At 72.6% G+C, this 13,827-nt stretch carries 9 protein-coding genes; 5 read left to right on the top strand and 4 right to left on the bottom strand.

The window, feature by feature from the left end; genetic code table 11:
• Positions 1–49: 49 nt before the first annotated feature.
• Positions 50–2,044 (bottom strand): N-acetylmuramoyl-L-alanine amidase, encoded by a 1,995-nt coding sequence (locus AB0G59_RS26060; RefSeq protein ID WP_360916212.1) that lies wholly within the window; start codon positions 2,042–2,044, stop codon positions 50–52.
• Between the two features lie 286 nt (positions 2,045–2,330).
• Positions 2,331–3,437, bottom strand: a complete 1,107-nt coding sequence (locus tag AB0G59_RS26065; RefSeq protein WP_360916214.1) for an aminoglycoside phosphotransferase family protein — start codon at positions 3,435–3,437, stop codon at positions 2,331–2,333.
• A 235-nt stretch (positions 3,438–3,672) separates the two neighbouring features.
• Between AB0G59_RS26065 and AB0G59_RS26070 the strand changes: the two genes are divergently transcribed.
• Positions 3,673–5,154, top strand: coding sequence for a hypothetical protein (locus tag AB0G59_RS26070; RefSeq protein WP_360916217.1), 1,482 nt, complete (start codon positions 3,673–3,675; stop codon positions 5,152–5,154).
• 66 nt (positions 5,155–5,220) lie between these two features.
• On the opposite strand, the gene AB0G59_RS26075 is transcribed toward AB0G59_RS26070, so the two are convergent.
• Complete coding sequence (locus AB0G59_RS26075) at positions 5,221–6,702, bottom strand: SpoIIE family protein phosphatase (RefSeq protein ID WP_360916220.1); 1,482 nt, start codon at positions 6,700–6,702, stop codon at positions 5,221–5,223.
• Positions 6,703–7,034: 332 nt separating this feature from the next.
• On the opposite strand from AB0G59_RS26075, the gene AB0G59_RS26080 reads away from it, so the two are divergent.
• From AB0G59_RS26080 to AB0G59_RS26090, 3 genes are all read left to right on the top strand, one after another.
• Complete coding sequence (locus AB0G59_RS26080; RefSeq protein ID WP_360916223.1) at positions 7,035–8,462, top strand: HEAT repeat domain-containing protein; 1,428 nt, start codon at positions 7,035–7,037, stop codon at positions 8,460–8,462.
• A gap of 28 nt (positions 8,463–8,490) precedes the next feature.
• A complete protein-coding gene (locus AB0G59_RS26085; protein ID WP_360916226.1) occupies positions 8,491–9,021 on the top strand; it encodes a hypothetical protein in 531 nt (176 codons plus the stop codon).
• A gap of 194 nt (positions 9,022–9,215) precedes the next feature.
• Positions 9,216–12,881 carry an NACHT domain-containing protein gene (locus AB0G59_RS26090; RefSeq protein WP_360916229.1) on the top strand — a complete coding sequence of 1,222 codons (3,666 nt, stop codon included), beginning with the start codon at positions 9,216–9,218 and terminating at the stop codon, positions 12,879–12,881.
• Positions 12,882–12,921: 40 nt separating this feature from the next.
• Here the strand turns inward: AB0G59_RS26090 and AB0G59_RS26095 are convergent, their stop codons facing one another.
• Positions 12,922–13,077, bottom strand: coding sequence for a hypothetical protein (locus AB0G59_RS26095; RefSeq protein ID WP_177338577.1), 156 nt, complete (start codon positions 13,075–13,077; stop codon positions 12,922–12,924).
• Between the two features lie 250 nt (positions 13,078–13,327).
• Here AB0G59_RS26095 and AB0G59_RS26100 point away from each other — a divergent pair.
• Positions 13,328–13,827: hypothetical protein (locus AB0G59_RS26100; protein WP_360916233.1), on the top strand; the 500-nt coding region annotated here is incomplete at its 3' end.

Consider the following 13,827-nt stretch of genomic DNA (forward strand, 5'->3'; position numbering starts at 1 on the left):
GGAGCCCGGCGCGCCCTGCGGCGCGCCGGGCTCCCGCCGTCGGGCGCCCCTACCAGTTCGAGGGGCGGACCGTCACCTCCGAGGCCTTCACGAAGGCCACCCGGTGCCCGAACTGGATCTCGTAGTAGACCTCCTTGCCCCGGACCACCCTGTGGCCCGCGGGCTCGAACGTGGCCGCCCACAGATATTCACCCGGCGACGTCGCACCCAGGACGTACGCCTGCCCGGCGCGGAGCTTGTACGGCAGTGGCGTCACCGCCTGCACCGGCACGCCCGCGGGGTAGGCCTCCTTCTCCGGGTAGGCGCGCCCGTACACCGGGATCTCGCTCAGGCCCTCCTTCGGCGTGATCATCCGACCGTGCGCATCCAGGGCCGTCGGGTTCCACCACGGGTTGTGGAACCACGCCATCTGCCCCAGGTACCAGATCGCGGTCCAGCCGCCCTCCCGGCCCGCGACAGCGAACTGCTGTCCGGTGGAGGCGCGGGCTCCGGTGTCGTTGACGCCGGTCGTCGAGGGACTGCCGTCCGGCTTCAGCCCGATGTCCTTGACCAGGGGGGCGTCGTCGCGGGGCGCCGTGTGCAGCCGGACCGCGCCCGAGCCGTGCGGCGCGCACGTATCGCCCGGCTTGACGCAGCCGGTGTAGACCGGCTCGTGATCGTCGTAGTCGGGAGCGATGGTGACCATCCCGCTGAAGGGGCTCCCCGTCGTACGGAAGGGCTTGCCCATCAGCTCGAAGTAGTGCGCCCAGTCCCAGAACGGGCCCGGGTCGGTGTGCATGCCCGGGATCGTCGCCGGCGTCGTGCCCGGGACGTTGTCGTGGCCCAGGATGTGCTGCCGGTCCAGCGGGACGTCCAGCTTCTGCGCCAGGTGCCGCACCAGCCGGGCGGAGGTGCGGTACATCGCCTCCGTGTACCAGGCGTCGGGCTGGGCCAGGAAGCCCTCGTGCTCGATGCCGACCGACTTGGAGTTGATGTACCAGTTGCCCGCGTGCCAGGCGACGTCCTTGGTGCGGACGTGCTGGGCGATGTGCCCGTCGCCGGAACGGATGGTGTAGTTCCAGGAGACGTACGCCGGGTCCTTGATGAGCTTGATCGTCGTCTCCCATGTCCCTTCGGTGTCATGGATGACGATGAAGTCGACCTTCTGCGAGGCGGGCCGGTCGGCGATGTCGTGGTTGCCGTAGTCCTTGCCCTCCAGCTGCTGGTACGGGGCCGGGATCGACTCGCAGGCCACCGAGGCCGGGCACTCGACGCCGTCGGTCCGGGCCGGGGTGAGCCCCAGCCGCCACAGCTGCCCGGTGCGCGGGGCCAGACCCGGGGCCGGGGCCAGGGCGACCTGCTGGCCGCTGTCGGTGGTGCGCCGCTGACCGCCGCGCAGCACGTCGTAGACGTCGTTCGCGAAGGTGGTGGCCGTCGCCGTGTCGGAGGCGCCGGCGTAGCCGGCCACCGCGCCGTACCAGTCGGCGGCGTCGCCGCTCAGCGGCAGGCCCAGTCGTTTCTGCTCGGCGGCGAGGAGGGCGGCGCCGCCCTGGACGTTGGCGGCGGTGCTCTCGCGCAGCTTCCTGGGGGACAGCCCCGTCAGCTCGGCCGCCCGCTCCAGGGTGCGCAGCCGTGCCGGGAGGGTGGCGGGCGCGGGGGCGGCCGCCCGCGTGGTGGCCCGCGGCCGGGCGAGGTCGCCCCGGGGGTCCTCACGGGGCTCGCTGTGGTGCGGGGTGGCGGCCAGGGCCGTGGCGGCGTCGGTGAGGTGCATGGGGCCGTAGCCGCCGGTGACGCTGGGGGCTCCGCCGTGGGTGTCCCAGCGCGACTCCAGATAGGACAGGGCCAGCAGCACATTGCCGGGCACGTGGTACGTGGCCGCGGCGGCGGCGAACTCGCGCTGCAGGGTGTCGGAGCCGACGCGCTCGGCGGTGGCGGCCGGAGCGGCCGAGATCAGCGGCAGCAGCAGGGCGGCCGATGCGATCGCGCCGGTCGCCCGCGCGCGGCGGCTTCTTCGCCGGCCGGCAGGGGGTGCGTTCCGTGGTGACTCCGGTGCGGATCCTCGCAATGCGGCCTCCTCAGGACGGGCCGTGCCGTGCCGGGCGCTGGCGACGAAGGGGTGCGCGATCAGGTCTGTCGACCGAACTTACCAAGAGCCACCGCCGATCAGACGATCCGTCAATCGGGCTGGAGTGGTGCTCATCAGACTGGAGTGATGGGGTTGCACACGTCAACGCCCGCGTCGGGGAGTTTCCCGATGCGGGCGTCGACAGGTGCACCGGAGCGGTGCTCGGCCGTATGGGCGAGCACCGACACGCCGCAAGTCGGCGGTACGACGTGTCGGTCGGTGCGGTTCAGCGGGTACCGACGGCGGCCCGTACGGCCCGGCGGGCCATGGCGCAGTCGTCGTGCAGCCGGCGCAGCAGCAGTCGCTGCTCCTCCCCGGACTCGGGGGTGGTGCCGGACGGTGCGGGCTCCTGCAGCGCGCGCTGCACGGCCGTTTCGTACGTCCTGATCTCCCGGGTGAGCACCAGCATCAGGTTGACCAGGAAGGCGTCCCGGGACGTGGGCCCCGCGGCCTGGGCGAGCTGGCTGATCTGACGGCGCGCCACGGGGGCGTCGCCGAGGATGGCCCACAGCGTCGCCAGGTCGTACCCCGGGAGGTACCAGCCGGCGTGGTCCCAGTCGACCAGCACCGGTCCGGCGGGCGAGAGCAGGACGTTCGACAGCAGCGCGTCGCCATGGCAGAACTGGCCCTGCACATGCGCCAGACCGTGCAGCAGTTTCTGCAGATCGCCCATGTCACGGTCGGTGAGCAGACCGAGCTCGTGATAGCGGGCGATTCGCTTGCCGTAGTCCAGCGGCATGTCGAACATCCCTGCCGGCGGCCGCCAGAGGTTGACCCGGCAGATCGCGCCGAGCGCCGCCCGGACGTCCGCGCGGGGCAGCGTGTCCACCGGATGCCGCTGGACCGCGGCGGGGCGCCCGGGCATCCGCTCGATGACGAGCGTGCAGTTGTCGGGATCGGCGGCGATCAGCCGGGGCACCCGGACCGGGGGGCGATGCCGCACAAACGCCCGATATGTGGCTATTTCGTGCCGGAATCGCTCGGCCCACGCAGGCGAATGATCCAGTAAACACTTCGCCACGACCGTACTGCGCCCTGTCGTTCCGACCAGGAGGACCGATCGCCCTCCTCGTCGCAGGACCTGGACGGGGTTGAACTCGGGACAGATGCGGTGCACCGACGAGATCACCGTGCGCAGCTGCGCGCCCTGGGGGCCGGACAAGTCGATTCTCCCGCTGAGCGGTTGGGCGCCGAGCCCCGGGGCCCTCCGCGCCCGTCCGCCCCCGAATGCGGCCCCCACGGCGTGAGAGGGGTCGAGGTACGGTCCGCTGCCGCTCTGCTGGGGGCGGAGCGGCCGGGGCGGAGCGGACACGGAGGTCGATGCTGCATACATGGGCGGAACAGATCCCTTCGTGTCGGCGAATTGCCGCGCTCCCCGGTCCCCGGGCCGTCGTACACCCTGGGGAATGCGGTCGGGCTGCCGGGTGGCCGGGGGTGCGCGTTCCTACATCACACCCGGGCGCGGGTGGCACACCATGTGGCGCACCCTGGCGAACCCTGGCGAATACTCGCTTGGCCCATGACGGCCCGAGTACCTTCAAGTCAGCCGAGGAACCTGGGGGCTTGACGTGACGAGGGAACCCAATGCCCGCCTGGCGGACCTGTTCGGCCTGACCGGCTGGTCCAAGGGTGAGCTCGCGAGACTAGTGAACCGGCAGGCGGCGGCCATGGGCCATCCGCAGCTGGCGACCGACACCTCGCGTGTACGGCGGTGGATCGACATGGGGGAATCCCCCCGGGATCCCGTGCCCAAGGTGCTGGCCGCCCTCTTCACCGAGCGACTCGGCCGTGTCGTGACCATTGAGGACCTCGGGTTCGGCCGGCGACGGCGGGCCGGCAAGGGGCAGTCGCAGGACGGGCTGCCGTGGCCACCCGAGCGGACCGCCGCGGTCCTCACCGAATTCACGGGAATGGACCTCATGCTCAACCGACGCGGCTTGGTGGGCGCGGGCGCCGCGCTCGCCGCAGGATCAGCAATCACCGGGGCGATGCACGACTGGCTGCACTCCGATCCGGTCCTCGCCTCCGACGCTCCCCGCTTCGACGACCCCCTGGGCACCGCCCATGCCGACCCCGCCGGATTCGACCGCTACGAAGCGGCCCCCGTGGGCTCCCTCGAGATCGACGCCCTGGAGCGCTCGGTCGAAGTCTTCCGCCTCTGGGACGCCTCCCGGGGCGGCGGGCTGCAGCGCAAGGCCGTCGTCGGCCAGCTCAACGAGGTGGGGGGCATGCTCTCCTACCGCCATCCCGAGCACCTGCAGCGCAGGCTGTGGGGGGTGGCCGCCAATCTCGCGGTGCTCGCGGGATGGATGTCCCACGACGTGGGGCTGGAGCCGACGGCACAGAAGTACTTCGTGATCGCCGCGCACGCGGCCCGTGAGGGCGGCGACCGGCCCCGTGCGGGGGAGGCCCTGTCGAGGGCCGCCCGCCAGATGGTCCACCTGGGCCGCCCCGACGACGCGCTGGACCTGATGAAGCTCGCCAAGTCGGGCGCCGGTGAGCAGGCCCTGCCCCGCACCCGGGCCATGCTCTACACCATCGAGGCCTGGGCGCAGGCCTCCATGGGGCGGGGCCAGGCCATGCGGCGGACCCTGGGCGAGGCCGAGGAGCTCTTCGTCTCCGACAAGGGCGACGAGCCGCCGCCGTGCTGGATGCAGATGTTCGACGAGGCGGATCTGCACGGCATGCAGGCGCTGTCCTACCGCACGCTCGCGGAGCACGATCCCGCGGCCGCGGCCATCGCGCAGCGGCACGCCAAGCGGGCGATGGATCTGAGGGGCGGCCAGCGTCAGCGGTCGATGATCCTCGACTACATCTCCATGGCGTCGGCCTGTTTCCTCGGCAACGATCCGGACCAGGCGGACACCTTCGCCCGGATGGCGCTGAGCACGATCGGCGAGACCTCCTCGCACCGCACCTGGGACCGCCTGCGCGAGATGTACCGGCTGAGCAGCACGTATGCGGGCTATCCCAAGATCGAGAATCTGCGGGAGGAGATCCAGCGCGCGCTGCCCAAGGGGCCGGGCAAGGGCAAGGCCGCCCCTGCGTGACCCGCCCCGCACCACGGGACCCGACGGGCACGCGTGCCCGAGGAGCCCCGGGCTACGGTCCCGACGCTACGAACCGATGCGGGCGACCAGCACGCACGCGTCGTCCTCGCGGTCCTTGTCACCGAACTCCTCCAGCACCGCCCTCAGGCACTCCTGGGCACCCGAGGCCGCGGCGAAGCGCGGCGCGAGCCCGGGCAGCCGCTCCAGGGCGGACCGGGGGGCCAGCCCCTCGGTGTGGAGGACGAGCACGTCACCGGGGCGCAGTCGTTCCTCGGCCTGCGCGTAGGTGGCATCGGTGACGGCGCCGAGCAGCACGCCCTCCGGGGGGCGCAGAGAGGCCGCCGTCCCGTCGCGGAACAGCACCGGGGCGGGGTGGGCGGCCTGGGCCCACAGGAGGTCGCCGGAGGCGGGGTCGTAACGGCAGCAGACCGCGCTGCCCAGGGCAGGCTGCGCGGCGGCGTCGAGGAGGTGGTTCAGCCAGCCCATCAGCGGTCCCGGATCGGCCCCCGAGACGGCCATGCCGCGGACCGCGCCCAGCAGCATGGCCATGGTGGAGGTGGCGGTCACTCCGTGCCCGGTGAGGCCGCCGACGGTCAGCAGCGTCCGGCCGCCGGGCAGCTCCATGGCGTCGAACCAGTCGCCGCCGACGAGGCCGCCGGTCGAGGAGGGGAGGTAGTGCCCGGCGAGGTCGAGGACGCCGCCGAAGCCCTGGGCGGCGGGTGCGGCCGGGCCGGCGGGCGGGAACCGCAGGGAGCCGCGCCACGGTGGCAGCACGGCTTCCTGCAGCTCGACCGCAAGCCGGTGCTCCGTCTGCGCGATCTGCCGCAGCCGGTGCGCCGAGTCACGGGTCTCGTGCACCTCCTGCCGGCAGCGCCGCAGTGCGCTGACATCCCGGAGCACGGCCCACATCGAGGCCGTGCAGCCGTCGGAGTCGAGCACCGGCTCGCCCATCATGTGCACCGTGCGCACGGCGCCGTCGCCGCGCACGATGCGGAACTCGCCGTCGATCGGCCTTCCGTCCACCAGGCAGTCGGTGACCATGGCGGTCAGGACGTGCCGGTCCTCCTCCAGCAGCCAGGAGGGGAGCTCGTCGAGGGTCAGCGGGCCGTCCTCGGGCCGCCGCCCGAAGAGCAGGAAGAGCTCCTCGGACCAGGTCGCCTCGTCGGTCAGGAAATTCCACTCCGCGCTGCCCACCCGGCCCGCAGGGGCGCCCGGCCCCGCCTGTCCGCTTCCGTCCGGGCCCGCCTCCTGCGGCCCGGCGGTCAGGGTGGCGGTCGCGGTTCCCTGCGGCAGGGGCTGTCCGTCCAGCCCTTCGCGCAGCTGTCCCAGGTGCTCGCCGAGATTGTCGACGTGGTGGGCGGCGAGCTCGCACAGGGCGCGCTGCCAGCGCAGCGTGGGGTCGTCCGAGCGCTCCGCGTCCGCCGCCGTCTCGCGGCGCACGGCGTCGATGCCGCCTCTGAGCCGCCGGGCCTGCGAGATGAGGGCGTCGACCTGATCGCCCTCGGGCGGCTGTGCGGCGGAACGGTCCGCGGACAGTGGGGACGGCATCACGTACTCCGATACAGGCGGGGCGCGGCCGGATCCGGGGTCCACTGGAACGGCCGGGGTAGGACTGCGGTAACGACTCTTGCACAGTGAGCGAGGGCCTGTAAGGGATTTTGCAATACCCGATACGGTGGTGCTCGCGGCATATGCCACGGGCTACAGTGCGACAAATCAGACACCGCTCGGCGGAATGCTCTGCTCCGGGTAGGCTGCGGGCGCTAGGGAGAACCCGAGTTTCCACAGTTCACCAGGCATAGCGCAGGTGGACACCGGCAAGAATGCCGGACGACGGAAATCCCGTTGCCAGCCGACTCCCCGCACCGGATGCTGACCCCATGTTCGATCCAGACATAGCGCCCAGCGGCACCCTGCTCGGCCTCCTTCAGCGAGGCCGCGGCGACGGGACGCTGCATGCCCTCGCGGCGCCGCGCGCCGAGGCGCTCGCGGCACTGAACCACTGCGTGCTGCACGACCCCCGGCGCGACTGGCAGGTGGAGAACCGCTCCCTTTACTACGCGCGCCTGTTCCTGGACCTCGACGGCGGACTCGGCGAGATCGAACAGCACCTCTTCCACCCGGACGACCTGCTCGACACCGCCGAGGAGCGCACGGGCCTGGCCCTCGCCGTCCTCGGTCACCTCGCCTCCTACGGGCGCGACGACGCCCTCCTGCTGCTGCGCCGCTACGCCGCCACCGGCGGCAACTGGGCCTGGGCCCTCGACGAGCTGGCCCTGCGCGACGACGACGCCGGCCTCACGGCCCTCGCCGCCCCGGTCCTGGCGAGGTTCCCGCACACTCCCGAGGGTGAATCCACGCTCGCCGCGGCCGTGCGCGACGCCTTCGAGCCGCGGCCCTGGAGGCTGTGGGCCGAGGACCGGCGCGCCCCCGTGACCGCCGCCAGGGTGCGCGCCGCTCAGGAACAGGGCTCCTTCGACCGCTGGCAGCGCCAGATGCGCCCCTCCGGCCCCCGGCCGGGCTGGAGCGTGCGCGAGGTCCTGGACTGGGCCCAGGAGGGGCTCGCCCAGTACCCCACCCAGCTCCGGCACGTCCCCGCCACCCGCTGCCTCACCGCGGTCGCGGGCCCCGAGGACCGCGTGGAGATCATCGAGGCCGCCGCCTTCGGCCCGGAGGCCGCGCGCGCCACCGCCCTGCGCTACCTCGCCGAGCACCACGACCCGCAGGCCCTCGACCTCATCGAGGCCGCCGCCGACGACCCCGGCGACCTGGTCGCGGAGGCCGCCGTCACCGCCTTCGAACGGATGCGCAGCACGGCCGCCCTCGAGCGCGCCCGCGCCTGGATCCACCGCGCCGACGCCCTGGGCGCCGCCGCGGCCGGGATGCTCGCCTGCCGGGGCGCCCAGTACGACGCGGCGCTCGTCCTCGGCGCCCTGCGCCGGACGGTGCGCGGCGAGGGCTGCGACGCCCCCGTGCTGTGGGACCTGGTCGACGGCGCCGGCCGCCTGACGATCACCTGCGCCGCGCCCGTCCTGCGCCACGTCTACCGCGAGACGTCCTCCTCCCACCTGCGCGGCCGCGCCGCGCGCGCCCTCGCCGCGACGGACCCCTCGTTCGCCACCGGGTTCGCCGTCGAATGCCTGTGGGACTGCGAGGAGTCCACCCGGGAGCTGGCCGCGCACCACGCGACCACCGCCGACGCCCGCGTCGTCGAGCAGCTGCGCCGGCTGGCCGCCGATCCGGCCGAGGAGGCCGAGGTGCAGACCGCGGTCCGCAGCCGCTTCGAACCGGACGCGCCGGCACTCTGACGCAGCGGACGGTGAGAGGGTGGGGCGCATGTCCATACCCATCGCCTCAACCTCCCGCCGGGCCCTGCTCGTCGCCGCTGCCGCCTTCGCGGTCCAGCCCGCTGCCGCCGCCGCGGCCTCCGCCGCCTCCGCCGGCCCCGTCCGTATCACCGAAGGGCAGGTGGGGGAGGCCGGGCCGGGCGGCGCGATCCTCTACCCCAGCGTGACCAGCTGTCTGACCGTCACCCTCCGGCTGTGCGGCGGCGCCAAGGTCGGCGCCCACGCCAGCTTGTTCCAAGTGCCGGGCGAACTGCGGTCGGACGAGATCCTCGCCGCCGCCGCGCGCCGGGCCGGAGCCCGCCGCGTCACCGCCGTCGAGGTCCGGGGCGCCGTGGGCGCCTGGCACCCCAGTTACTTCACCAAGGCCATCGAGAGCTACGCCGAAGGAGAGGCCGTCCCCTACCCCACGCGCCCCGACCCCGAGGGCCTGGCGCGGGCGGTGGCCGCGGGTCTGGGCCTGCCGCGGCAGGCACGGGTGACGGTCCAGGACGTGCCCGACGGCGATCAGACGGTCGTCTGACGCGAGCGCTCCCGCCCATGGCTTCCGTGCTCCATGTGGCCGATGGTGGGCGGGAACGGCCCTCGGACGGAGACCGCCGCCCAGTGGCGGGGCCGGAAGAGGGCTGGTAGCTGTGGAAGGAGGGGGATCGTCCGTTCGCGGCCGTGGTGTACGGGCCGTTCCACAACCCGACGGCGTCGGGAGCTGGTGGCAGCATGGCGAACGACTTCCATCCGCCCAAGATCAGAATCGTCACCGGCCCGCCGGAGGGCGGCGTCTTCCGGGAGACGACGGCACGGCTGCGGCTCCCCCTCGGCACCGGGATCAGACGTGCGCGGGCCTGGTGGCTGCTGCACCGGGGGATCACCCACGCGCGGCGGTGGCGGAACCCGGGCTGGACGACGCTGGGGATCGTCGCCTCCAGCGTGCTGGCGTTCGCCCTGGCGGTGTGGGGGATCAGGGGCCTGGTGGTCGCGCTGTTCTACAGGAGACCCGTGCATTGGTGGGGCTTCGACCCCGACAAGGGCTGCAAGGCCATCGGTACCTCGTGCGGAGCGGCCAACGGCGTGCTGATGCCGGTGCTCCTGCTGGCCGTCTCGAGCGTGCTCTTCCTGGCCTGGCGGCTCGGCCGGGTCCGCAGGTTCTGCACACACCTGGCGAAGACCGACGCGAGCGCCTTCGTGCAGACGGCGGGCAGCCTCATGGACGAGGTCGTCGGGCGCGACCAGCTGTGCAACGCCATCATGAACAACCTGCGGGACAGAAAGGCCCGGCGCCCCCACATCGTCGTCGGCAGCGTCGGCACGGGCAAGACGGCGCTGCTCGTGCGGCTCGCGGAGAAGCTCGCCGCCAAGGGGGCCGTACCCATCCCCGTACGGCTGCGCGACGCGCAGGGCGACAAGCTGGACTTCTGCGAACTGGCGCGCGCCCGGTTCACCGAGATCGTCCAGCCCGTGGTCCGGTCCGACGGCGAGGTCGACAAGATCTGGCGATGGCTGCGCCAGCGGGCCGACCGGATCGTGATCCTCGCCGACGGCCTCGAGGAGGCCCTCAGCCAGGACCACGCCAGCGGTCAGCGCGACAACCTCATCCGCAAGGCCATCCGCCAGGCGGGCGAGGAAGGGGTTCCCCTGGTCATCGCCTCCCGGCCGCACGACCCGCTGCGCGCGATGCAGGCGGCCATCACGGAGCTCGAACCGCTGAGTGCCGAGGCCGCCCTGCAGTACATCGCCCGCAGCGGCAGCTGGCGCTCGGACCTCATGCTCCTGGACCGTGTGGTGGAGGTCGCCAGGATGTCGGAGTCCCCCATCTATCTGCAGATCGCCAGGGACCTGCACGGCCAGGACCTCCTGGAGCCGCTGTGGACGGAGGGCGGGACCACCGATCCGATGCTGCACGACACCTGGGAGCTGCGGGCCGACCTCCTCGAGCGGTGGACCGACGCGCTCGTCGACGGTGACGTCCACCCCGAGCTGCCCATCGACCGGGACACCAGGGCGGCGGTGGTCTGCCACATGTCCGCCCTCGCGTGCGTCGGTCTGGCCGCGGACCGGGCGGAGGTCGGCCTCTGTGAGCTCGATCCCTGCGTCGGCGGCGCCCCGGACGGTGCGGGCGGCGAGCGGGCGGCGCGGCCGGTCGTTCGCGAGTGGAACAAACGCGTCGCCCAGGAGCTGGACTGGCACATGGGCGCCCTGCGACTGCCCCTCGACGCCCTGCGGAGCCAGTCGGGTCCCGCCGGCGGCCGGTGGAACGGGCCGTCCGCCACCACCGGCAAGCTGCGGCTGGAGGGCCCCAAGGTCGACCTGCGGCTCGCCGCGACATGGGGCGCGCGTATGGGACTGGTCCACGAGTACGGCCGGAAGGCCCGCTTCCAGCACAGCGTCATGCAGGCCTACCTCGGCTCCCGCTTCCTGGGCAGGATGCTCGACAACCCCGTGCGGCAGTCACCGGCCAGCGGTCTGGACCTGAGCGCTCCGCGGTCGTCGGAGCCGTTCACGGTCGAGCAGTTCTCCGAGGTGCTGCGCAGCGGCGGCCGTGAGCTGCTCGTCGCCCTCACCCTGTACTCCCGTTCCCTGGACAGCCGGTGGCGGTACGACGGACAGTCGGCCTGCACCCGGCGTTCGGTCTCCGCGGTCCGCGACTTCCTGCGGGCCGAGGCCGGGAAGCTGATGCGGGACGCGGACCGGAACCAGGAGCTGAGCAAGGGGCACGAGCCGGCCGGCGACACCCGCCGGGACCACGACGCCCGTGGCAGTGCGCGCCTGAGGGCCCTGCACATCTTCGGGACCGCCGTGGAGATCGACAGCGTGGACGCCGCACCGGCGCAGGACGAGATCCTCCGCGAGATCAAGGGACACTGGGCGACCTTCGGATGGGGCGAGGACCCGGAGGTGCTCCGGGAGGCGAAACTGACGCTCGTACGCCAGTGCGGCGCGGCGGCGCGGCGGGTGGCCGTCGCCCCCACCGGCCGGCCGGCGTACGGGACGCTGTTCGAGATCGGCAGCGAGGAACCCGACTACCGGGTGCGGGCGGCGATCGCGCAGGAGATAGGCGCCGGAGGAGAGAAGGCGTACACAGCGCTGAAGGTCTACCCGAGCCTGCACGACTCCGAGTTCGAGGTGAGCACCGACCGTCCGGACAAGCCGCCCGAGGACCCCGAGGCGTACATGGAGCAGCTGACCCCGATGGCGGACCGGGCGGACCGGGACCAGCGGGCCGTGCTGCGGGTACTGACCCGAAGGCGGCAGCGGTTCGAACAGCTCTACGCCGAGAACGAGGCACTGAAGGAGAAGCAGAGCTGGTACCGCACCACCCTGTGCGCCTGGGTGCTGCCCATGCTCGTCGGCTCGGCCCTGATGGCCCGGCACCTCGGCAGTCCCCGCGACGACCTGGAGAAGTGGGTGGCCGAGGCGACCGGCACGCCCTCCTCCCCGGACGGTGCCGTCCCCGGCACCCACTTCGCACTCGGCGTGACGCTGGCGCAGGGCTTCAAGTACGCCGCCAACCAGCGGCCGGATCCGCGGGCCGACCGCGAGGCCCGCCAGTTCCTCGTCAAACAGGCCCAGGACATGCTGCGGCGCAGCACCTTCTGGTACACGCGCCTGACGCTCCTGCACGCGCTGACGCTCTGGGCCCTGCCCGACGACGTCACCGAGGCCCAGCCCCTCCGCGGCCAGGGCGCCGACCCCCGGGCCATGGTCCGTGAGTGGCTGGCACTGCCCGAGGGCCAGGAGGAGCACCCGCTCGTCAAGGCCGCCGGCGAACTGGCCGTACGCGCCCTGCAGACCCGGCGCCCCGAGCGGTTCCTGTGGATCGACGAGGCCGGCGTCGCCTCCGAGGTCGGCACCGAGGTCGGTCCGCCCGGCGAACAGCGCGCCCACAACCTCTGGATCCCGCCCTCCACCGGCTGGAGCACGCTCGACCCCATCGCCCAGCAGCTCCTGGCGGACGTCCTCCTGCTCGCCATCCTCGGCGAACGGGGCTACCGCCCCAAGGACCTCTTCCACCTGCTCGACCGCAACTGCCCCGGAAACACCCGGCTTCCCTCCTGCCTCAGCTGCGACCGTGCCCGGCTCGATCCCGTCCGCGCGGTCGAACGCACCGCGCAGCCCGGGTCCAACTGCACGGACAAGTGCCGCATGAAGATGTGCCCCTACCCCGCCAAGGCGGAGAACCTGCGTCTGGAGTTCAGCGAGGTCTTCTGCCTCCACCAGGGCGACCTGCTGCGCACCTGGCGCCCGCGGGACTGGCTCTTCCTGCGCTTCCGCCGCGAGGCACCCTGGCAACGCAAGGTGCCGGTGGCCGGCATGCGCCGCTTCTGGGACCAGATGGGTGACCGGGCCCGCGACATCGCGCCCGGCGCTTCCGACTCCTCCCGGTGACTCCGACGGGGCAAAGGAGCGGCGCCGAGGGCGGAAGTCTTCAGTCCGCCGTGTCCGGAGCGGGGCTCGGGGACGGCTTCGGCAGCGGCCTGGGGCCGGGCTCCGGCGGCTCGGGCCGCGGGACCGGCTCGGGGTCCGGAAACGGCGGCGGTGCCGGGTCGGGCAGGGGCGAGGTGCCGTTCGTCTGTCCTGTCATGCGTCCACCTTCACCCGCTCCGCGCGCTCCCGCCCGCCGAGCCGCATCGTCGGCCGGACCACTACTGGCCGGAATGCGGTGGGTATTTCCCTTGACTGTTCGGCGGCGAAAAGAGGACGCTGATGTGTGCGTATGCCAGCGATATCGAAGACCAGCTCCCGTGTGAAGAGGTGAAGAGCCGATGGCTCAGGCTTCCGCAGTATCGCTCGGAAATGCCGCATCAACCGATCCCACTCTTCTGCATATTGTCATGCCGGTACTGAACGAGATGCCGGCCGGACCCCTGCGCACCTCCCTCTCCTCGGCATTCACCGAGGAGAGGGAAGCCCTGCGGACCATCGAGGAGAGCTTCGTCCTCCTCACGTCGAAGCCGCACGACCCGGAGCACCTCAAGCGCTTCTTCCAGAGCTGGTCCCAGACCAACAACTCGGCGGCCAGCGTCTCCGGACTGGCCTGCCGCATCACCCTCAAGGCCCGTGAGCTGCCCGGCGACGCCGAGCAGCTCGCCCACTACCGCGTCGTCGACAGCCTGCAGCGCATCACCGACGAGGACTTCGGCGCCCGCGGCGAGATCCTCCACGCCGACCTCTACCACCGCATGGCCACCGCCGTCTGCGGCGACGACTCCTGGCAGCTGCTGCGCTACCGCTCGGCCGCCGCCCGGGAGTTCCGCGCCCGCCTCGGAAAACAGCGGCTGCGCGAGCGGAACCTGCTCACCGGCCTGCTGCACACACTCATCCATGAGGTCTA

This window comes from Streptomyces sp. NPDC021096 (assembly GCF_040641275.1).
GTDB lineage: Bacteria > Actinomycetota > Actinomycetes > Streptomycetales > Streptomycetaceae > Streptomyces.

Coding starts and splice junctions, on each gene's coding strand:
- AB0G59_RS26065 (WP_360916214.1), bottom strand. CDS start 3,437: ATGTATGCAGCATCGACCTCCGTGTCCGCTCCGCCCCGGCCGCTCCGC.
- AB0G59_RS26075 (WP_360916220.1), bottom strand. CDS start 6,702: ATGCCGTCCCCACTGTCCGCGGACCGTTCCGCCGCACAGCCGCCCGAG.
- AB0G59_RS26080 (WP_360916223.1), top strand. CDS start 7,035: ATGTTCGATCCAGACATAGCGCCCAGCGGCACCCTGCTCGGCCTCCTT.
- AB0G59_RS26085 (WP_360916226.1), top strand. CDS start 8,491: ATGTCCATACCCATCGCCTCAACCTCCCGCCGGGCCCTGCTCGTCGCC.
- AB0G59_RS26090 (WP_360916229.1), top strand. CDS start 9,216: ATGGCGAACGACTTCCATCCGCCCAAGATCAGAATCGTCACCGGCCCG.
- AB0G59_RS26095 (WP_177338577.1), bottom strand. CDS start 13,077: ATGACAGGACAGACGAACGGCACCTCGCCCCTGCCCGACCCGGCACCG.